We start from the raw sequence: 22,423 nt of genomic DNA, 5'->3' as shown, positions 1-22,423 counted from the left end.
TAGCCGCAAGATTCAAGTGTTTAAAAACAAATAATGCCTTCCCCTGCCGTCGGAGACAATATTTAATGCGCCTGCGCCCAGTTGCGGCCTAGGCCGAGATCTACTTTAAGCGGCACGGCGAGAGTCGCCACGGTCTGCATATCCTGTTGCAGAAGCCTTCCGATTTCTTCAATATTTTCTTCCGGACCTTCTACGAGGAGTTCGTCATGAATCTGCAGGATCAACCTGCCGCCGAGATGCTTGATTTCAGGATTTTCGGCCACCTTGATCATAGCCAGCTTGATTATGTCTGCAGCGCTGCCTTGAATGACTGTATTAATGGCCTGCCTGCGGGCCTGAGAAAGAATCTGCTGATTCGTGGAATGGAGTTCTGGCAGCAGACGTCGACGCCCGGAAAGCGTGGTTACGTAACCTTTTTCGCGCCCCTGCTCCACTACTGAATCATAAAATTCCTTGAGTACATCAAGCTTTTCAAAATACTTAGCTATAAATTCTTTGGCTTCGTTGATATTGATGCCCAGTTCACGGGAAAGCTTTTGCGGTCCCATGCCGTAAATCAGACCGAAGTTGATGGTCTTGGCATTGCGCCGTTCATCAGAAGTAACCTCAGAAGGATCACGGTCAAAAAGCAGGGCTGCAGTGCGGGAATGGATATCTTCGTCATGCTCAAAAGCGGAAACAAGAGCCGGGTCCCCGGAAAAATGAGCCAGCACGCGCAACTCAACCTGAGAGTAGTCCGCTGCGGCTAAACGTAAACCTTTCCCGGCAGTAAAACAGGCCCGCATGCGTTTGCCCTGATCACCGCGAATGGGAATATTCTGCAGGTTGGGACCGGAACTGGAAAGACGCCCTGTCGCCGTTGCCAGTTGGTTGAAATTGGTATGGATACGCCCATTGGCATTAACAAGCTTCGGCAAAGGCTCAAGATAGGTGGAACGCAGCTTCTCCATCTTCCGGTATTCAAGAATATCAGCAATTATTTCATGCTGCCCGGTCAGCTTTTCCAGTACGGAGTTAGCTGTAGAGAGCGCTCCCTTGGGGGTCTTGCCACCCGGTTTAAGGCCAAGCTTATCAAAAAGAACTGTAGCCATCTGCTGGCTGGAGCGGATATTGAAAGGTTCCCCGGCCCGCTCATGAATTATTCCAGTCAGCTCATTGATACGCTCATTTACCTCGGCAAGAAAATCAGCAAACGCAGCAAGATCAATAGTTATCCCGGCTTTTTCCATATCCGCAAGCACGGGTATGAGCGGGATCTCCAACTTTCCGATAAGTTCATCAAGCCCTGCAGACTTTATACGCGGCCCCAGCACATGCATCAATGCCAGCGCAGCCAGTCCTTGTGCATCGGGATGAACCTCATCTACGGCATCAGGAAGCTCCTCTCCGGAAAAAAGCATGGCCCGCAACCTGTCCCAGGCATAATTGCGTTCCTCAGGATTGAGCAGATAAGCAGCAAGGCTCAAATCAAACCAGCGGGAAAGAGATATTCCGCCCCACGCCTCATCTGCGCGCAAAAATGATTTAACATCGGACACGATAACAGTCTTCGCGGAATGCAATGCCCTGACCAGTTCATCCGCAGTGACCCTGCACATCCATTCGTCACCTTCAAGGCCGACAAAAAAAACATTGCCTTCACGAACCAATCCCACTTCTTTACCTGTGAAATCCGGCAATTCAGCTGCAGAGGACGCTTTCTTAAGCTCAAGACGGTTTTCAGGAGCTGCCGGAGCCGGGGTTTCCTCCCCGAAAAGAGAAAGCTGACCGGATGATGATTTACCCGGTTTAGCAGCCGGAGCCTGAGCACCGGAACCTGAAGTTGACGAAAACAGGGCTTTAACGTCGCGGACAAGGGAGCGGAATTCGTAATTGGTCATGAATTCTACGGCACGGTCCGGGTCCGCACTGCGGACTTTGCACTGGTTGAGATCACAATCAGGGCAGCTGTCCAGCCTCATGCGGGTCAATTCGCGATAGATAAAAATATTTTCCAGCTCATCCTTCATCTTTTTCTGAATAGCCGGCTTAAGTTTGTCATAATTATCGCGGATGTCTTCTAGAGTAGGAAACTCGGCCATTATTTTGGTGGCAGTAACCTTACCCACACCCGGCACACCGGGGATGTTATCCGCTGAATCACCAATAAGAGCTTGAAAATCAGCCCATTGGCGCGGTTCCATCTTGGTTTCTTCACGAAAATCAGCCAGAGAGGTGATCTTTTCCTTGCGCCCCGCCGGGTCCCACATGAAAACATTCTCATCAAGGCACTGCTTGAGGTCTTTATCCGCCCCGAGGATAACTACCGGACGCTCGGATTTATACCTTGCAGCCAGAGACGCAATGCAGTCGTCAGCCTCGTCTCCGTTGGAGACAATGAGCGGAATCCCGAGAACGCTCAAGCCCTCCTTGAGCGGCTCAATCTGGGAACGAAGATCATCGGGCATGGGCGGACGCTGGGCTTTGTACTGATCGTAAATCTCATGACGAAAATTCTTACCCTTTCCGTCGAGCATAAAAACAAGATACTTAGGCTTCTCTTCTTTTATAAGTTTAAGCAGAACGCGCAGCACAAAGAACAATGCGTTAGTAGGCACTCCGTCCGAACGCTTGAGATCGGGGTAGGCGTGAAATCCGCGATAAAAAAAAGCTGAACCGTCGATAAGGTACAGAGGTTCGTCGTCAAAATTCAATTTATCTTTGAGTGCCATGATATGCCTTAGGGTTCAAACCCTGCAATTATGTGAGTGAAAAAAGGATCAGATGCGCTTGACCGTCTTTTTGCCCTTGGTCAATTTCTTCAGCACAAAGGACTCGGGATCAACGTCTTCAAGGGCATTCAGCTGGATTTCAGCTCGCGCCGCGGCCTTATGCCCACCTGCGGAACCGATGTCATTGAAAAGCTTTGCGGCCATCTTGCCCATATCCTTGCGCATGCCGTCACCACGAAAAATCACCACAAGGGTATCCTCGTAAACACCGGAAACGACATCCCAGGAAACCCCGTGAACACGCATGAGAAAATCAGCAAGAATGACGAGTGTGTCTGGATTCTCAACCTTACCGATATGAGAGAAAAGACCGAGGCCGATACGCCGCAGATTGTAAAAAGCACGAGAAAAATACCGTAACCAGTCAGGATGAATTTCACTGCGGGTGATGCGTTTAATGAGGTCCATATCAGCATATTTTGTCAAATATCTGAAGGCCTTGACATCATCATCAATAAACGGTCGCTCAAAACTCTGGGTATCGGTCTTGATACCGTACAGTAATGCGGTGGCCAGCAGTTTGGCCGGGCGGATATTCAGGTTGTAGAGATACTCGGTCATCATGGTGCTGTTGGCAGCATACTTGGGCCGGATGTCCACATACTCCGCGTAGGGGTAAGGCTCTTCCGGAAGGGGATGATGGTCGATTATCACTGAAAATTTCAAATCATCAAAATCAGGATGATGATGCGGCTGGGAATCGAGAATAGCGAACCTGTCATACTGGGCCACAAGGGTAGGAATCATCCTTTTGGCGGGAATACGCAGGTAATGCATCATGGCAAGGTTGTCTAAACGCTTGACCTCATTGATATGGGCAATGCCCACCTCCGCAACCCTGCGTCCGATTATACGTTTGAAAGCCATTGCGGAACCCAACGAATCCGGGTCGGCATTGACAACCACCAGCCAACGCTCGTCCTTATTACAAAGGGCGAGCAAATCCTGAAGCTGATCTTCAAGCTGTTTAAAATAGGCCATAGCTACTTCTTCAGGGTAAGGGGCAACCCTGCGGCCACAAGATAAACTTCATCTGCGATTGCGGCCATTGTACGGTTGAGTGATCCCAGCCTGCGAACAAAGCTGCGAACTTCACGTGTCATTGCCAGTGGACCAAGGCCCACCTCACAGGACACCAAAACAACATCCGGCCCTTTCCATTCAGACAAAAGCCGGACTACCTCCCCGATAAGCTGTTCACCTTCCGAAACTTCGGAACAGGCAAACAACCAAAAATCCAGACTGTCCACCAGCAGGTGGTCGTAACCTTCTCTAGCCTTAAGCAGCACCTGATGCAAGTCCGGCCCTGATTCAAGAACCGGAATGGATGGATCACGTTCTTTCCGATGAATCATGATCTGCTCCCGGAAAGCCATGTCACGGGCTTTTCCGGTGGCTATGAAACATTTCCGGCCGGAATATTCTGCAAACAGGTCGAGGGCGTAGTCTGATTTTCCCGACTTATTGCCCCCCAGCACAAATGTAATCAAGGTTTCTCCTAAGTACATGAACACAAAAGAACGGGAAAACTATCTTTACGTACTCTATTTCCATCAATGACTGCAACCACAATAAAAATTTCACAAGGTATTACTTAATATTTCTTTAAGTACAATAATCACTTAATAATTGCAGTGACTTAAAAAAAGAATCTTCTTCAAAGACCTCAACAGTCACGGTACCGTCTTTGACAAGCATTTTAAGTAAAACGCCCATTATTTCAAGCCCCCCGGCATCCAATTTATCTAACCCTAGATGACGTCCTTTGGGACCCGGGGCATTGAGATGCAGCATGGAAACTAATCCTTCAATGTGGTCCTCATACAAAAGATCATTCTGTGCGTAAGCCAGTATGTGCCCCAGATCAAGGCATATTTTCATCCCAAACCCCGAGATGATTTCAGTCAGGCCGCATAATGAATTTTCTTTGATGTTCTCGAACAGCACAGTCTCAGGCCTTATCTCACTGCGTACAATTATTTCCGCAAATTCCCCTATCAGCCCTGCTGCTGCAGGCCCTGCTGCAGGGGGATGAACGACGTGAGCTGATGGATTAAGGTGAGCAGCCTTTTTATTCAAGGCAAGAACGACCTCAGCCGCCTTGCGGCCGCCTTCTTCCCACGGCAGATCCAGAGGATGATGGATATGGAAAGAAAGCCCTGTTTCAAGAAGTTTATGAGGAAGGTCAGCTTCGGTATAGGCAAGGCAGGACTTTGCTTCGAAAAACAGCAAAGCAATCTCATCCACCTTGCCAGCCAGAAACCGGCAATTTTCGACCACAGTTCCGGGAATAACCCATGACGGAGCAGCTAATTGAAAATTAGCAGCATTAATATTCAAAAAATTGGACATTTTTACCGCCCTAAATCAGTAATACCTATAATTTATACCTAGCCTTTTTAGACAACACACCGGGCAGAAACACCTTTTAACTTACGGCATAGGTATTGCTTAAATAAAAGCATATTCAATTAAGTCGGGAGAAAAAAATGAAACGGGTCAGGAATTTTTTTCAGCATCACTTCAACCCGTTGCACATCTTCTGCAGGCTCAGAGGCGCAGGTTTAAGCGTCATAGCTGCACGAAGAATGTCAATGGTTTACGAGAAGATGGTTTACAAAGTTTTTCTATTGTAATTAAAACTTCAAAACACTCTTGCTCTATCCGCACGGAACGGGAAGAAAGCCTTACATATCCAGCAGGCTGATCTTCTTCTCCTTCTGAACCTTTCGTGCAACCATCGCCGACTTCTTCACCACATCAGGCAGATTCTTTAAAAAACGAGACGCCGGCAGCATCAGGGTCCGCCCGTAAAGCGGTCTCTTTCCCGCATGGGACATATAAAGATTTCGCCGGGCACGGGTCATGCCTACATAAAGCAGCCTGCGTTCTTCTTCAGCATCTTCCTGTACCAGCGGACCGTCCCCGGAAATCTTCCCGGTCAGGATATCCGGACCGGCGAAAGGAACAATACCATCATCAAGCCCGGCCAGAAAGACCGCTTCGAATTCCAGCCCCTTGGCCGCATGCATGGACATGATCCGTACCTTCTCAGCCTTGCTGCGCACCAGATCAAGATCATTCTGCATATGAATCCAGTTCAGCATACCGGACCAGCCGCCATGCTCCTTATAACCTTTGACCATTTCACGGAAGGCCTTGCTTTCCCAAAAAAGCTGATCAAAAGGCGGCATATCGGTCAGGTAAGCGGAAAGGCCCAGCGGTCCCTGCGCAATAATTTTTTCCGGAACTTCCGGTGCCTCGTCATCCGCATCTTCAGCAAAACCGAGCATGTGCCGGGCGGCAGCCAGTAATACTTCCACCCGCGGATCATGCCAGAAAGATTCTGTTTCCGGTACACTGCATGGAATTCCCTGCCGCTTGAGCATGGCTTCAATGGGACCGATCAAGGCTTTGAAACGCACCAGAACCGCAATATCTCCGGGGCTCAAAGTACCCTGCTCCCCGGCATCCACAAGACTGTGGCTGGTAGCACCAATAAGCTGCTTAATGCGCTCACCGATCCATGAAGCCTCCCGCCCGCTGTCCGGCGCGGAAAACAAATGTATCTCAGCGTCAAATTTTTTATGGGCCTTAAGCTGCGGCGGATTCGCAAAGACAGAGGCCGAAGCATCCAGAATGCCCTGCGCCGAACGATAGTTATCTTCCAGTGTTATCTGAATCAGACTTTCCCAAAAAGCGCGGAAACGATTAACCACATCCCCGGCAGCCCCACGAAATCCATAAATGGACTGGTCCGGGTCACCGATAGCAAAAAGACCTTCTCCCTCCTCTCCTGCAAGACGGTGAACAATTTCCAGCTGCAGGGGGGATAAATCCTGCACCTCGTCCACCAGCACATGCGTAAAAGTACGCACATATTTATCGGACTTTAGTTCCGAGAGCCAGAATTCAAGCAGATCGGTGTAATCCACAAGATTGTACTGGTCCTTTTGCCTGGAATAATTAGCTAAAATCTCAGCAGCACCCTCACTGAGCGGCTCCATGGTTTCACGGGAGAGATTGATGGAATCCCATGCTGACTTAAGCTTTGGACCGGTCAGCTCAGGGTTCGCGCGGGCAAATACCCGGCGGGCGGTTTCTTCATTCAAAATAATCGGATCATGGTCAAATGCGGATGCCCAGTACTCAAGGGCCAGAGCATGCAATGTATCCGCGCGGGGCAGGACTTCATCCTCCCCGAGCATGACACGCATACGCTCATTCATTTCCTCGGCAGCCTTACGTGTAAAGGTCAGGGAAAGAATACGCCGGGCACGGGTTCCCCGTTCCAACAAAAATTTAATCCGACCCATAAGGGTCTGAGTTTTGCCTGTTCCCGGTCCGGCAATTACCAGCACGGGGTCAGGACCGGCTTCAATTGCATTTTTCTGTGCCTCATTGAACCGGATTATTCCGGACTCTTCTTCCGGCTCAGCGGCTTTGCGGACTTCTGCTTCCGGCCCGGCATTATCAAGATCGCCTTTGGGCTTGCGGATCACTACAAGTTTCACGCCGTTTACAATCTCGTCCCGCTCCTGAGCGGAAAAAACGGAAATGGTCCCGTACTGTCCGTCAAAACCGGGATTGCGGATAACCTGCCCCTCGCGCATGCGCCGGATTCCCTCCGCAAGATGAACATTGTGCCGCTTGAGATCTTCAACCAGGACCTGCTGCAGAATGGTAAATTCCGAGCCGAATTCCTTGATCAGCGGGGCGTAGACGCCAAGGACTTTCTTGGTTTTTGGGCCGGTGCCAACCACCTCTGAAATAAGCTCTTTGAGGGGAACCAGAGAATCAAAGCCGGGCTGCCCTTTGGGCTGCTGCGCTTCATCGCGGTCAGCCAGCTCCATGACCCGCGAATAAACCCCCATGGTCAGGGGCTTGCCGCAGACCGGACAAATTCCGCCGCGCATTTTTGATTCATGGGGATCAAGCATGATTCCGCATTTGCGGTGCCCGTCCATGTGGTACTTGCCCTCTTCCGGGAAAAATTCAATTGTACCCATGAATTTATGGCCCAATCCTTCGCCCCTCAAAGCCCGGTAAATTCCTTCATAGGACATATTACCACTGAAAATATTCGCCTCACGCCCGAGATTCTCACCGGAATGGGCATCAGAGTTGGAAACCATACGATATTTATCCAGCGCGGAAATAAACCAGTTCATTTCAGGGTCGGAGGAAAGTCCGGTTTCCATTGCGAAAATTTCTGAAGCCAGATCACCGTAGCATTCCTCTACCGAATCAAAGCCGGACTTGGATCCGAAAAGCGAGAACCACGGAGTCCAGATATGTGCGGGAATGAGAAAGGCTTTGTCGTGGGTTTCAAGAACAATTTCAAGGAGGTCTTTGCTGTCCAGACCGAGAATCGGTCTGCCGTCGGAATTGAGGTTGCCTATGGTATCAAGTTTGGCGTTGAATTTTTTAACCGATTCCAGATCGGGCATGTAGACGAGGTTGTGAACTTTGCGGGTTTTGCCGTACTTTTTATATATGGAACTGATTTCGGTCTGGAGCATGAAGCGGGTCTGCCCGGCAAACGGGCCGTCCACCCAGTCAATTGCTTCCTCCAGCCTTCGCGGCTCCCGCAGGGAAAGCAATCCCGAACCGTCCTCCACCAGTTGCTCTTCAATCTCAGCCACCCATTCGGGGTGAGTAAAGTCCCCGGTGCCGATGACGTCGATACCTTTAACCCTTGCCCACGCTGCAAGCAGGCGCGGATTCAAGGCTTTGCTGGTGGCACGTGAAAATCTGGAATGGATATGCAGGTCGGCTATAAATCTTTCCATGGTCTACCGTTATTCCCCGTCTTGATCATTTATTGATCAACTTATCTATCAAAAAAGCACAACATATTGTCATAGTTAAACTTTATCATATCATCATCAAATCATCACAACCCTTTTAAGGCCTACAAGGGACACTACATGCAGGGCGAACGGATTGCAAGGCACGCTCCACTTTGGTAGGGGAATTTTATGGAACCTCCGGCGGCGGGAAATAAGGAAACTCATGGCAAAATTTCCATCTCTGCTCTCTCTATCCGTAAGATTCGAAGTAAAGCTTCTCATCTAACGGATATTGGGCCTTCCCCAGCCCCCATACCCTCAAAACTTTTTAGTAAGGCTTTGCCACTTCGTATAATTAACTGGAGATAAATTGAGAAACGCTACTATCTACGATATTTGTGACGGCCCGATTTTAAAATGTAAAAATCCCACTGTTCCGGGCGAGAACCTGCGTAAACTTTATAAAAAACTCTTCGGCAATCCGCTTTTCAAACATTTTATCCTGCGCTGGTGCTCTCATCCGGCTATTTTCCAGAGCAAAATCGGTCCTTATCAGGAAATGATGAAAGCAGCCATGCAAGCCACTTATGAAAACTGGGCAGACAAAGAGTGGGTCGAGACAACTTTCGCTCCACTGGCAAAACTGCTGGACCGTGTGCAGGACCCGCAGTGGCGAATCCGTGAAAAAGCAGACACCACACCTCCGCGGGTTAAAGAAAAAGAAGTCAATGAAGTCCTGAACGCAGTACTTTCGGACATCCTCAGGGTCTGGAACAAGAACCCCAAGGACCCGTTTTTTCCGGTTTCCGCACAGGTAGTCATGCCCGGAGATTCCGTCTGCGACGGCGAAAACTTTATGAACATCATGACCGGGCTGGGTTCATACGAATTTCAAAACATCAATCTGCTTTTCGGATTGTTGCGCTGCTTTCTGCACTCCAATCCGCTGGCCCTGAAAATATTCCGCCGCCCATGGAAAGGCATTGCCGAACCACTCTCCATGCGTGTTTCATGGATAACACACCGCACCGGATTCTATGACGATATTTTCTGGGAACAACTTTACAACCTTTATATACTGGAAGAACTGCCGCAGGATGAGCAGAACAAACTTAGGGAAATGCTGGAATCCATTCTTCATTTCCTGATCGTGACCAGCATGGAATGGCTGGTGGCGCCAAATTCCGGAATCAAACACCCGGCTATAACCTGCCTGCCAAAAGACGGAAACGGCCTGCCGCTCTGCAACCTCAAGCCCCGCGACTGGAAAGCTAAAAAAGAACTGGGCTTTGATGACTATGTGCCGGATGTGGACACAACTTTTCTTGCGCTGGCAATGAGCCGTAAATGGCTGGATCTGGTGGCAGAAAAAAATCTGAACGCAAATCAGGAACTCTTGCGTGCAGCGGAAGTCTTTCTTGACTTCCCTTGGGTGGAAATCATCAACGAGTACCAGATCGGCGGAGGCAACAAGACCAACCTCCCGACCATTACCATGACCCGTCCACTGGATTACTTCGGCTCCGTACCTCTCTGGTTCGACAAGCCGTTCAAGCGGGATAAGGAAGACGGACGTATTGTGCGCGAAACGCTGGGTAATGAAATATGCCCCGGTCACAACATGGACATTCTGGAATCCATCCTCGCCAACCGCTATCAATGGAAAGCCCTTGAAGGAGAAAACCTGAAAACCGTACAGAGATTTCTGACCTTCCATCACAACGCATTCATGAGCGGAAATTTTAAAAAAGACAGCGCAGTGCGCTTTTATCTGCCGGAAATATACGTCAGCTATGCCGGACGTCTTTATGAAACATGGCTGACCATTCCTGAAAATGAAAGGCAACTTATCGATCCCGACGGCAAAGTTGAACAAATCCGGGCCGCAGCAATGGATTATTGTAAATACGACATGCTCGGCGCAACGCTCAACCCCTTTGACGCTTCTCTGGCAGTGGCAACTCTCTGCCTGCTGCGCTACCCCAACCGAGGGGACGGACTCATTGAGCGGGGCATCAAAATTTTGCACGACCACATCGGCGAAGGCTGCTTCAGGCATCCCTACAAGGCATACGAATGGACCATGGTTCGCCATCCCACACGCATTATTGTCGGCAGCGAGGTCACAACCTCGCTCTTCGCCATGAATGCCATCGCCTGCTACAAGCATTATATGAAATAGAAATAAACAAAGGCCGTAACATTCCACGAATATTACGGCCTTTGTTTATTAAAATACTTTTTTAAAACCGATAACAAAGCTTATTAAAAAGTTTCGGGATTACGTCAGCTTCTTCCCGTCATGCCATGCGCGCCCCACGCAATCTCCGACTCCCCAGTAGCGGTTATCGGGCATGGTCAGGGTAAATGGATTGACCTTTTTGATATCCGGTTCGTCATCGGTGAGAACGTCTTCATCGCACCATGTAGCGACAACTTCCCCGACAAACAAAGTATCATTGGGCAATTCCATGGAATCGAACACCTTGCACTCGATTGCAACCGGACATTTACTGATCAGCGGGGCGTTTTGCAGCAATCCCGGCTCAATCTCGAAAAGGCCGGACTTATCCAGTTTAGAGCCGGAAACAAGGCCCACAAAATCCGTGACTTCAACCATATCCACCGATGGGATATTCACGCTGAATTCACCGCTGGCCTTGATAGCAACATTGGAAAAATGTCGCTTGCCAACGGAAATCATCATCAGGGAAGGGTTGTAGTTAACCCGTGAAACCCAGGCCAGAGCCATAAAATTATTACGTCCTTCATGCCGTGAACCCAGAATAGTCTGGGGCATGGGCAAGGTAAAACCTTGAATACCTATATTTTTCTTAGCCATTTGAACTCCTGATTAAAACGAACACAAGGTCTAATAATCCCATAAATATTGATAGATTGCCACCGGAATTTGCATAAAAGCACAACCGGGATAACCCAAGCCGCAAAGCAAACTAAAAGATTTTGACCGCCGGAGGCATCATCTTACATAAAAAAACGAATCAAATGCCTCTTACAAAAACAGCAACAGAGACAACGCCATCACCGCCATTCCGCTGACCAGCCCATAAATAGATGATTTCCATAAACGAGACATAAATCATCACCCCGGCAGAAAATCCTAATGAAATAGACAGAAACCGCGGATTGGTCCGCTTGGCAAAAAAAGCCAACGCAGAACCTATCCCGGTGGAAAGACCTGCAAAAGCGGTCAACCCGAATGCAAACAATACATTATCTGCAACCATATGACCTTACCTGCCGGAATTACGGTAACAAAGCAGTGGGGCCTCAATGATTAATATTTTACGCACTCCAAGATCAGAATCAGGGTTGGCTTTTATTATAGGTTCTAGATTGGCTTGATTGGAAATATCCACTTTGTTGACCCCACTTTTTCTTGTGGCGTGACAAAGCCAGATGTGGCCGGATTCATCCGGGACAATCACTCCCACATGATAGTGGAGCACCTTGTAATTCTTGAACTTGATAGGCTTGCTCATGGAAAAGAGATAAACATGACCGGGCGTCATCTGGCTGAGAACATCAGCCCAGGCGGTGCGGTCACTGAGTTCAAAACCGCGCAGGGTCATACCATTATTATCTTCAATGACCGCAGTCTCCCCAAACGGAAGCACAGCCCTGCGTTTCAACCCTTCGGTAACGTTGAGGACAAGGTCGTAACCGAAATCCCAATCCTGACCATAGGGAGAATCCGGACCGCTGTCGGCAAGACGGTCGAGAGTGACATCCGCAAGATTATAGTTTCGGTTAAAATAGTAGCGGGATGCTGCCACAGTAAAGCCGCTGCAATTGAGCCCCGGCTTCTTGAGAAAAATTTCCGGCTGGGCAAAAAAGGTAAACTCACCGTCACGGTTGACTGCTGCATCTCCTTGGTAAGGAATTCCCTCTAAATAACTAAGAACATCCACCGGGTCTGCACAATAGCGGGGAGCAGGTCCCAGCCCTCGAGGATCGGGGATATTGGTTTTGGCACACCCGACCAGCATCAGGGCCAACAAAACCGTTAACAGAATATATTTTTCTCTACTGAACATACTAACCATCTTCTACCTCTTCTTGCGGAGCTGATGCAAGCAACCTGAATTTTTCAATATTTTCTCGACCACCAAGAACTCCCATAATATCACCGGCCATAAAAATAAAATCACCGTCGGGATTCTGGATAAAATGATCATCACGGAGCACACCAGCCACGGAAACCCCGGTCACGGTACGAATTTTACTTCCGGCAAGGGAACAGCCTACAATCTCAGCATCCCTATGCACTTCAACCCAGTTCAGGTTTATGGATTCTGCAGCCCTGCTCAAACGGAACAGCTGGGCAGCATTGCAGTAAGTGCGTTCCACTCCAGTGGTATACCTCTCCCGGCGCATAGAATCCATTACATTTTGAATTTCCACCGGAGGTATACAAAAATTAAAAAGAGTCTGACGGATCATCTCAAGCCCGGTTTCGAATTCAGGCATGATTATATGATGTACTCCCAGCTCATTAAGAACTTCCAAATGCTCCGGATTACGCGAAAGGGCCACAACCGGACACTGTGGAGCAAGACGATGGACATTCTCCAGCACGGAAGTAGATCCTTGCACTGAAGGGATAGTCAAAAGGACCATTCTGGCATGGGAAATCCTCGCCGCCTCGAGCACGACCTCATTCCCGGCATCACCGTAGATTACAGACATCCCGGCATCCGCAGCCTGCTCCACCTTATTGGCATTCAGCTCCACTACCACGTTTGGAATATCAATCTCATGCAATGAATAAGCGACATAGGAACCGAAACGCCCGTAACCGAGGATTACAACATGCCCGTCAAGTTCGCTTTCCGGAAGATTGATAGTCTGCAAAGGGTCCTTTTTACGACGGCTTTGCAGCAGCGAATACAAAGGCCCGGTGCAGGAAGCCATAATCGGTGTGAGCAGCATGGTCACTATGCCCACGCCCATAAAGAGGGGGAAATATTCTTTGGGAAAGGAACCGGACTCCGCACCCTGCTGCAGGAGCAGGAAGGAAAGCTCACCGACTTGAAACATACCCAGCCCCAAGGCCAGCGGGATTACATTGCGGTAATTGAAAAGCCGGGCCATTGAACCGAAAATCAACCCTTTACCCACAAGGATTGCAGCAGCAAGAATCATGATGGTTCCGATGTGGTCCCATACATACACAGGATCAATGAGCATCCCCACGGAAGCGAAAAAGATAAGGCTGAAAATATCACGCAGGGGCAGGATATCGCTTAATGCCTGATAGGCGTAACGGGATTCACTTAGCACCATCCCGGCCACAAAGGCCCCGAAGGCAAAGGATAAACCTAGAGAATGTGTGGTGTAACCAATGCCCAGCCCGATGGCACTGCACGAAAGCATGAACATTTCCCGTGAATTCCAGCTGGCGACGACCTTCATGAATCGCGGGATAATCCGTGAACCGAGCACAAACATGGAGATCAGGAATAGAACCGTCTTGATCCCGGCCATGCCCAATGCCTGTAAACCGAAAGATTCCGATCCGAGCTGGGGCATTATGATCAGCATGGGTACGATAGCAATATCCTGCACCACCAGCATACCGAGCATTACCCGGCTGGAAAGTGTTCCTACCAGCCCTTTGCTTTCAAGGGTCTTGAGCACAACCATGGTACTGGAAAGAGCTATAAATGCCCCGAACCAGATGGAAATATGCGAATCCCACCCCATAAGACGTCCGACCCCACAGCCGAAGGCCATGGTCAGGATAATCTGCAACGGTGTACCGATCAAAGCCACATGACGCACGGGTTTGAGTTCTTTGACAGAAAATTCGATTCCCAGAGTGAACAGCAACAGCGCCACTCCGATTTCAGCCAGCAATTCAATTTCATGCACGCCGGAAACAGTTATGCCTCCGGTATGAGGACCTACCAGCACCCCGGCGACAATATAGCCCAGCAGAAGGGGCTGACGCATCATACGGGCAATAAAACCGCCCAGCATACCCGCCACAATAAGAATGACCAGATCAGAAGCAATACCCACAACGACTCTCCTGTTTATTCACCCAGGTGCTCTGCACAGTGCACACAGAACCTGCTTTCGGGCAAAGCCAGCAGACGGGCAATAGGAATACCTTCGCCGCACTCTTCGCATTCCCCGAAAAAAACATCTTTTTCCAGACGATTCAACGCATCCTCAAGATTCAGAATCCGCTGCCGGGACTGGGCAATGGAACTCTTATTAATCCCCTGATTGAGCATGGTATCCAGACGGGAAAGCCTGCCTATAGCAGCATCCGGCTTGACCGGAGCTACCGTATCCTCAAGCTCTTTCACCTGTCTGGTCAGATTCTCTATTTCACTATTTATTTTAGTTTTAAGTTCTTCTTTTTGTTTATCATTCATACTTGTCTCCATTAATCGGCCAATCGTAACTCCGCCCAGTTCAGCTGGCAAGATGAATCACATAAAAATGAGACCCCCTCTACACTGGATAAATGCAGAGGGGGCCTTTTGATCAGTATGGAGATTATTTATCAGGCTGAATACTCTCAATCACGCTGTTAAGATTAGCAGCCATTTCAGAAACATTCTGAACCGCATGGGCTGATTCACCCATAACCTGCGAAGTTTCGAGAGAAATCCTGCTGATATCTTCAGTCGCCCGATTAATCTCTTCACTGGTGGCTGACTGCTGCTCCGCTGCTGTGGCAATTGCCCGGACCTGATCCGAAGCATTGACCACCAGCCTGACAATCTCAGTCAGGGTCTGACCGGATTCATTAGCCAGCTCACTGCTGCGCTGTGCGGAATCTGCAGCATCCTCAGTGGCGGAGATATTCTGCCGGGTCATATTCTGAATCTTCTTTATGGCATTGCCGACTTCACCGGTTGCGGACATAGTATTTTCTGCCAGTTTGCGAACTTCATCAGCAACAACGGCAAAGCCCCGTCCGGCCTCTCCGGCCCTTGCTGCCTCAATGGCAGCATTCAGTGCCAACAGGTTGGTCTGGTCTGCAATATCATTAATCACACCAAGCACGTTGCCTATTTCCTTGGCTTCAACACCGAGCTGTTCCATTGATTCTTTCAGTGCGGCAGCCTGTGAGCGTACACCATCAGCAGATTCTATCATCTGCTGCACCAACTGTGACCCGTTCTCCGCCTTGTCGCGGGCAGAATCGGCATCCTCAGCAGCAAGTCCTGCGTTCTGGGCAACCTCAAGCACTGTGGCATTCATCTCTTCCATAGCGGTGGATGTTTCTGCCACACGGTCACGCTGTTCCTGCGCCCCCCGGTTGGATTGCTCAATCTGGGCGGACAATTCATCAGCAGCACTGGAGAGTGACTGCGAAATCTGCTCTGCGTCAGCAGCGGCAATGGTTATACGTTCATTCTGCTTTTCTATTTCAACGGCCTGCTGGCGTATTTCGGTCATATCAATAATTATGGTCAATGCACCGAGAATATTCCCATCCATATCATGGAAGGGAGTGGCAGAAGCAAAGAAATTTTTAACGTTACCCTTCAACGTTGTGAACTCAAATTCCTTTTCAAGCTTACTGTTCGTCTCTACAGCTGCATAAGACATTGTTTTACGGGAAGGATCTCCATAAAAAAATTCACCTGCCTTAATACCTTTTACAGCATCAGGAGAGCTGTCATTTTCAATCAGGCTGCAGACTTCCTTATTTGCCCAAAGCACCTCATTGTCAGGGTCAACAATGGCACAGGCAACAGTCAATCCATTAAGCACACCTTCGGAAAAGCCGAGCTTGTTTTTGAGTTCCGCGACCATTGTGTTGATTTTATCAGCAAGGTTCTCAAACTCGTACCGGTACTTACCCTTCAGTTCGGCTTTAAGGTTTCCTTCGGCAATCTCAGTTGAGAATTCAAGAATGCCCTCAACCGGCTGCAGGACCAGCTTCCTGAGAACAAAAACCATCACTGAACTGAGCAGTAAAACCATAACCGCAGCGCCCGCAAGCAGATAGTTACGCTGGTTGCGCGCAGCCCTTCCAAGGTCATCTTCAGTCGTTGTTACCCCGACAATCCAATTGGTCTGCGGCACAGTTTTGAATTTCAAATATTTTTTTTCACCTTTCCAATCGTACCAATGATCACCATTTTTATTATTCAGCATATGCTGGATAAATCCCAATTCGGACAAATCCTTGAGCAAAAGACTATTGTCTGCGGCATGGGCAATTACGCTCCCGGCACCGTCAATCATATATCCGTAACCGCCTCCACCTACGCGGATATCGTCAATAAAACTTTCGGTAAATTTCTCCCATTTCGGAAAAACACCTATCCCGCCGATAACTTTACCGCTGGCATCACGAACGGAATGGGCAATGGCCAGAATTAAAATTCCTCCACCGCTTTTTGATTTCAGGACCTTATCAGAAATAAACAAATCAGTACCGGAAAGAACTTTTTTAACATAACCGCGGGAAGCGCGATCCGCTCCGGCCATATTCTTGCCCTTGGCATTATATCCGGCGATAACTTTGCCGTTTTTATCGAAAAGAAAGCCGGCCCAGTAACTGTCTGACCCCAGAATAAGGGATTTAAATAGACTGTCTGCCGGGAGAACATTCCCGAGTTGAAGGGCTTCACTTGATGCCTGACTCTTCGCTACCAGTCTGACTACATCCGTAGTCTGGCTCATATATAGCTGCAATGCCTTAATTGACTCATCAATCATGGCATTCATAGCATTATCTTCTTCCTGAAAAACAACCTCATGGGTATCATGTGAAACCCACCAGACCCCAGTGGAGACCGTCAAAGAAATCAATATGAAAACAATCGCAGCAACAATAGAATTGATACTTCTAACCCTCATAAATACTCTTCCCGGTTTAAAGGTTACTGGAACCACCATCTAAATATAACCTTTCTAATGCCTAGCATAAACAGAATGAAACAGACAACCTAGAGTCGATTGGATTTTTGGGCAGATTTTAACTATCGACCAGTGTTACGGGAAGTTAACGGTATAACTATACCATTGCCTGAGATCGTTTTTTCTGCCACAAGGGGAAAACGCAAAAGCGAACAGAAACCAAAGAGGTAATAAAGATGAGCAACGAACCTGATAAGATCATATATTCAATGGTCCGGGTAAGTAAGTATTACGATAAAAAACCCATTCTCAAAGATATTTCCCTTTCATATTTTTATGGAGCAAAAATCGGTGTCCTGGGCCTGAACGGTTCCGGTAAAAGTTCACTCCTGAAAATTCTTGCCGGAGTTGATGACAGCTTCGAAGGTGAAACCCACATTTCCCCCGGCTTCACAATCGGATACCTTGAGCAGGAACCGCTGGTTGATGAAACCCGCACAGTGCGCGAGGTAGTAGAAGAAGGAGCGGCAGACGTGGTTGCGCTCGTCAATGAATTCAACGAGATCAATGCCCAGTTTGCAGAGCCGATGGAACCGGACGAAATGGACGCCCTGCTCGAACGGCAGGCAAAAGTTCAGGAACAAATGGACAATTGCGGGGCATGGGACCTCGACTCCCGCCTTGAAATGGCCATGGATGCACTGCGCTGCCCTCCCGGAGACACACCGGTATCCGTAATCTCCGGTGGTGAAAAACGCCGTGTGGCTCTTTGCCGGTTGCTGCTTCAGGAACCGGACATCCTTCTTCTTGACGAACCTACCAACCACCTTGACGCGGAATCCGTATCATGGCTGGAAAGACATCTCCAGAACTATGCCGGTACCATCATCGCCGTAACCCATGACCGTTATTTTCTCGACAATGTTGCCGGATGGATTCTGGAACTGGACCGGGGTAAAGGAATTCCATGGAAAGGTAATTATTCTTCATGGCTGGAACAAAAAGAAAAACGTCTGGCCAACGAAGCCAAATCAGATGATAAACGCCGCAAAACCCTTGCCCGCGAACTGGAATGGATCCGCATGTCCCCCAAAGGCAGGCGCTCCAAGAGCAAGGCCCGTATCAGTGCATATGAATCCCTTGCCAACCAGCAGTCCGATGAATACTCACGCGAACTGGAACTTTACATCCCTCCGGGACCGCGACTCGGCAAGCAGGTCATTGAACTGAAAGGTGTGCACAAACAGGCCGGGGAAAAGTTGCTCCTCGAAGATACAAGTTTCATGATCCCCGCCGGGGCCATTGTCGGCATTATCGGACCCAACGGCGCCGGTAAGACCACCATGTTCAAGATGATCAGCGGACAGGAACAGCCTGATGCAGGTGAAGTTATTGTCGGCGAAACCGTACAGGTCACCCATGTGGACCAGCACCGCAATGCCCTTGATCCGGAAAAAACAGTTTACGAAGTTATTTCCGGTGGCAATGAATTCGTAAAGCTCGGTGACCGTGAAATCAACGCCCGTGCTTATGTAGGAAAGTTCAACCTGACCGGATCAGAACAGCAGAAAAAGTGCAAAGTTCTCTCCGGTGGTGAACGTAACAGGGTCCACCTTGCACTTATGCTGCAGGAAGGCGGCAACGTACTTCTGCTTGACGAACCGACCAACGACCTTGATGTAAACACAATGCGTGCGCTGGAAGAAGGATTAAACAACTTCGGCGGCTGTGTGCTGGTTATTTCTCACGACCGCTGGTTCCTCGACCGCATTGCCACCCACATCCTCGCCTTTGAAGGAGACTCCTCAGTCTTCTGGTACGAAGGTTCCTACTCTGAATACGAAGAGGACCGCAGAAAGAGGCTGGGCAAGGACGCTGACCAACCCCACCGCATTAAATACAGAAAACTCACCAGATAAAAAAAAGGGGTGGAAGAGCTAAACTCTTCCACCCTCTTGCGAAATATCTATGGGCTTGATCGGCTTGACAGCCCGTAACATAGCCGGAGAAACTTGATTCCGGCCACTGTTCTTGGCCCGGTACAATTGTCTATCAGCATCCTGCAACAATTCGGCAAAATCTCCATGGTCCCGCAATTCAGCAACCCCGATGCTGACCGATGAAGACAGGTAGTAATCTTCCACCTGAAACATCCGCGCACGAATTGCTCCACGCAGCCTTTCAGCTACTTTGATTCCATCATAAAGGCTTGAATGGGGCAGAATTATCACAAACTCCTCACCACCCAGACGCCCAAAAGAATCAACGTCACGCAATACTGCGGAACAGCGTTTTGCTGTTTCCCTGAGAACGTCATCACCAGCGTGGTGCCCGTAATCATCATTAATCTTTTTGAAATGGTCAATATCCATGATCAACACTGCCAGCTTACTGTTAAACCGGCGGGCGGACCTGAACAGACCGACCCCGGACTCCAGCACCTTTCGCCTGCTGCTGACCCCGGTAAGTTCATCAAACTCCACCAGTCTTTTCAAATCCTTGATCGCTGCGTATTCCCTGCGCAGGGATATGCCGAACGTGAACAGGAAAAACAACCCGAATCCATTCGCCAGAAAAAGATAAATAGCAGAATTAACAAAAGTTCCGGACTGAACAGGGACGAGAGTGGACAGAGCACCAAGATAAAGCACAGATCCTGAAACAGCGGCGACAAGTGAAGGCACAAGGCGAGGAGGGAGCAGAATATAGTATGCAAGAACAATAAATACCGTAGTCGGAACACTGAGTGTACCGACGGCTGAAGCCTTAACCACCAGTTCCAAAGACTCTACAAGCAGAAAAGAAAACATACCGACAGACATTAGAGTGTATTGCACACTCAATCTGACCCTGTTGGCGAAGAGCACTACAAAAGCTAATATACCGATCATGCAGGCCCCTATCCTGCCGATCAAGATAGTGTAAAATTCTGATCCGGGACCCAGATCATAAAAGTCACTGCACGCACCCAAAAGGTACGTAGAGATAGTTACAATGTATAGAAAAAGCAGCCTGAAACGAACTGAAGGCCATTTATCATGTTGAAACGATTCTTCCAGCTCGGTGTCTAGAAACTCGCCCCGAAAATTACGTTTGATCACGTTCCCCCCAAAATATAACGAGGGGCAGACTTAACTCCGGCAACGCCTTAAGTCAAGCAATATGGCATTTCATACAATTACAGTATACTATTTTTTATGAAGTATAAAAATTTTATTTGCAAGTCAAAACGAAATTCCTGCTATCAATCCATTAGCAAAAAAAATAGAAAAGTTAATACATTCTGCTTCTCCGCAAGGTATATCCGAAGACCATGTTTCCAGAATATTACTGTCTTGTATCTCAAACCTGTCATTGGTCCACTGGTAGCGGGAGACCGACTTCATCTTGGAAAAATATTTGCCAAGAGATTTATCGCACCCCGAAGGCAACCCGACACAGGCCCTCCACAAACAAAGGCTTCCGGCAACAATCTTCCAGTCCAATCCCTGCGGCAATCCTGAAGGAGGCAGAGCCGTTTCCATATGAATATGCCCGCCGGCAGCTTCGGAAAAAACATGCTTCACAACCGCGCCGTTGTGCTTAAGCTCAGTACGGTGAAGCTTGAATGGCGATACATGCCCGAAGTAAACGGCCTGAAATGAACCGCCCGCAAGCTCATAATCAAGTACCAACTGCGGAATCCGTCCCCGCTCCTGCAACAGGTCCATTTTACGAAAAGTAAGTGTCCCGAAATCGGATGGGATGGATTGGCCGGAAGCAGCCCCGTCGGGATTCAGCAGCAGCGACAATAAATAAAGCGATGGTTTCTCGAAACTTGACCGGGGAATTTCACTGCCAGACATTCAACAACCTCTTGAATTAGTTATGTTGGTCACAGGATCCGCCAACACCTATTTTTCTCAAACCTTCATTCAAAATCCTTGAAAAATACCGCCCCTGCTCATCTTTTCTGAAAGCAACATAAAGTTCGTTAACACCGAAGGCCCTCGGCTTAATCTCCATAGTATCGCTATATTTTTTTATATCCTGATCTGTTGCAGCCAGATAACTGTAAACCAAGGGATCCACCACTGCGCAATCAATTCTGCCCTTGGCTACCTTCAGAATATTGTTCTTATCTGTAGGAGCGTAATTTGGACGGACCGTTCCATTGGCAATGGCCGCATCCAATTCAGGGGTATTTACGTATCCAGAGACAAAACCGACCCGCAGCCCGGCCAGATCGTCAACAGTATCCCAGTCCACCGGACTTTTAACATGTTCCAGCAAAGAGACCGAACTACACCCATAACTTTTTGAAAAAATAAACTTTTCAGCACGTTGCGGGGAATAATATTCCGGGAAATAACCGACGACCTGAAAATCCACCTCAACCATATGCATGGACCTTTTCCATGGCAAAAACAATATTTTCAGTTCATAACCCATGGCGGCAAAGGCTTTACGAACAATTTCGGCACTGGAACCGTTTTCTGGAAGACGTTTCCCTACATAAGGCGGCCATTCAAGGGAACTCAGGTAAACAACATTGTCAGCGTCAGCATTTCCAGCCTTCAAACCGAGCAGTAGAATAAATATTGTGATAAATATTTTGAAACGCCCGACACTCATATTATGAACTCCAATCTTGCTTTTACTTAAATATGTACCTTTTCTAAATGTTGGGCAAGTGCAAATCACCAAAGCAGAAGTGCGGCACATCAGATGTACCGCACTTCACTCTAACCACAACCATAATTTATGTGAACAGGAGGAGATTTTCCGCCGCTTCATCGCTACACGAAAGAAGTTCTGCAACTGATCCCTGTCCTCGCCGTAAACAACCCGGCTACCCAACAGCAGATCCTGAGTTACATAGCGCCGCACTAAGAGTGGACAACCTGATAAGAGCAATTGCCTCCTGCCCGGATCCGGCAACCGCTATCCTTCAAATAAGGAAACAGGACTGCGGCTATGGACATTTCAAACCATGCCCTGAACATCTCCTCCTGATAATCCATCAAA

Annotated in this window: 15 protein-coding genes and 1 pseudogene; 2 read left to right on the top strand and 14 right to left on the bottom strand. The window is 48.6% G+C overall.

Annotated elements, in window-relative coordinates; all coding sequences use genetic code 11:
* Positions 1 to 62: 62 nt before the first annotated feature.
* From polA to ACKU41_RS16910, 5 genes are all read right to left on the bottom strand, one after another.
* Positions 63 to 2,711: a DNA polymerase I gene (gene polA / locus ACKU41_RS16930; RefSeq protein WP_321402440.1), complete on the bottom strand. Its 2,649-nt coding sequence runs from the start codon at positions 2,709 to 2,711 to the stop codon at positions 63 to 65.
* 48 nt (positions 2,712 to 2,759) lie between these two features.
* Positions 2,760 to 3,752, bottom strand: a complete 993-nt coding sequence (locus ACKU41_RS16925) for a DHH family phosphoesterase (protein ID WP_319778715.1) — start codon at positions 3,750 to 3,752, stop codon at positions 2,760 to 2,762.
* Positions 3,753 to 3,754: 2 nt separating this feature from the next.
* Positions 3,755 to 4,261, bottom strand: coding sequence for a bifunctional adenosylcobinamide kinase/adenosylcobinamide-phosphate guanylyltransferase (locus ACKU41_RS16920; RefSeq protein ID WP_319778714.1), 507 nt, complete (start codon positions 4,259 to 4,261; stop codon positions 3,755 to 3,757).
* Positions 4,262 to 4,376: 115 nt separating this feature from the next.
* Positions 4,377 to 5,123, bottom strand: a complete 747-nt coding sequence (gene cbiR, locus ACKU41_RS16915; RefSeq protein ID WP_321402435.1) for a cobamide remodeling phosphodiesterase CbiR — start codon at positions 5,121 to 5,123, stop codon at positions 4,377 to 4,379.
* Positions 5,124 to 5,458: 335 nt separating this feature from the next.
* Complete coding sequence (locus ACKU41_RS16910) at positions 5,459 to 8,563, bottom strand: UvrD-helicase domain-containing protein (protein ID WP_321402432.1); 3,105 nt, start codon at positions 8,561 to 8,563, stop codon at positions 5,459 to 5,461.
* Between the two features lie 370 nt (positions 8,564 to 8,933).
* Between ACKU41_RS16910 and ACKU41_RS16905 the strand changes: the two genes are divergently transcribed.
* The gene (locus tag ACKU41_RS16905; protein ID WP_319778711.1) at positions 8,934 to 10,745 is read left to right on the top strand and encodes a hypothetical protein; all 1,812 of its coding nucleotides are present in this window, start codon (positions 8,934 to 8,936) and stop codon (positions 10,743 to 10,745) included.
* A 99-nt stretch (positions 10,746 to 10,844) separates the two neighbouring features.
* Here the strand turns inward: ACKU41_RS16905 and ACKU41_RS16900 are convergent, their stop codons facing one another.
* From ACKU41_RS16900 to ACKU41_RS16875, 6 genes and pseudogenes are all read right to left on the bottom strand, one after another.
* Positions 10,845 to 11,405 (bottom strand): flavin reductase family protein, encoded by a 561-nt coding sequence (locus ACKU41_RS16900; RefSeq protein ID WP_319778710.1) that lies wholly within the window; start codon positions 11,403 to 11,405, stop codon positions 10,845 to 10,847.
* A 232-nt stretch (positions 11,406 to 11,637) separates the two neighbouring features.
* Positions 11,638 to 11,811 (bottom strand): annotated as a pseudogene (locus ACKU41_RS16895) (zinc transporter ZupT); the annotation flags it as partial.
* Positions 11,812 to 11,817: 6 nt separating this feature from the next.
* Positions 11,818 to 12,621 (bottom strand): hypothetical protein, encoded by an 804-nt coding sequence (locus tag ACKU41_RS16890; protein WP_319778709.1) that lies wholly within the window; start codon positions 12,619 to 12,621, stop codon positions 11,818 to 11,820.
* A 1-nt stretch (position 12,622) separates the two neighbouring features.
* Positions 12,623 to 14,608: a cation:proton antiporter gene (locus ACKU41_RS16885; protein WP_321402429.1), complete on the bottom strand. Its 1,986-nt coding sequence runs from the start codon at positions 14,606 to 14,608 to the stop codon at positions 12,623 to 12,625.
* A gap of 14 nt (positions 14,609 to 14,622) precedes the next feature.
* Entirely contained in the window at positions 14,623 to 14,970 is a 348-nt protein-coding gene (locus ACKU41_RS16880) for a TraR/DksA C4-type zinc finger protein (RefSeq protein WP_321402428.1), read from the bottom strand.
* 124 nt (positions 14,971 to 15,094) lie between these two features.
* A complete protein-coding gene (locus ACKU41_RS16875; protein WP_321402427.1) occupies positions 15,095 to 17,416 on the bottom strand; it encodes a methyl-accepting chemotaxis protein in 2,322 nt (773 codons plus the stop codon).
* Positions 17,417 to 17,652: 236 nt separating this feature from the next.
* Between ACKU41_RS16875 and ettA the strand changes: the two genes are divergently transcribed.
* Positions 17,653 to 19,335: an energy-dependent translational throttle protein EttA gene (gene ettA, locus ACKU41_RS16870; RefSeq protein ID WP_321402425.1), complete on the top strand. Its 1,683-nt coding sequence runs from the start codon at positions 17,653 to 17,655 to the stop codon at positions 19,333 to 19,335.
* An 18-nt stretch (positions 19,336 to 19,353) separates the two neighbouring features.
* Here the strand turns inward: ettA and ACKU41_RS16865 are convergent, their stop codons facing one another.
* The 3 genes from ACKU41_RS16865 to ACKU41_RS16855 form a co-directional block, all read right to left on the bottom strand.
* On the bottom strand, positions 19,354 to 20,517 hold the full coding sequence (locus ACKU41_RS16865) for a GGDEF domain-containing protein (protein ID WP_321402423.1): 1,164 nt from the start codon (positions 20,515 to 20,517) through the stop codon (positions 19,354 to 19,356).
* Positions 20,518 to 20,640: 123 nt separating this feature from the next.
* A complete protein-coding gene (locus ACKU41_RS16860) occupies positions 20,641 to 21,261 on the bottom strand; it encodes a hypothetical protein (protein WP_321402421.1) in 621 nt (206 codons plus the stop codon).
* Between the two features lie 16 nt (positions 21,262 to 21,277).
* Complete coding sequence (locus tag ACKU41_RS16855) at positions 21,278 to 22,030, bottom strand: transporter substrate-binding domain-containing protein (protein ID WP_321402419.1); 753 nt, start codon at positions 22,028 to 22,030, stop codon at positions 21,278 to 21,280.
* Between the last annotated feature and the right edge of the window lie 393 nt (positions 22,031 to 22,423).

The sequence above is a fragment of the Maridesulfovibrio sp. genome (genome assembly GCF_963678865.1).
GTDB lineage: Bacteria > Desulfobacterota > Desulfovibrionia > Desulfovibrionales > Desulfovibrionaceae > Maridesulfovibrio.
Note: the sequence above shows the minus strand (reverse complement) of the source record. Positions and strands in the feature narration are given on the sequence as shown.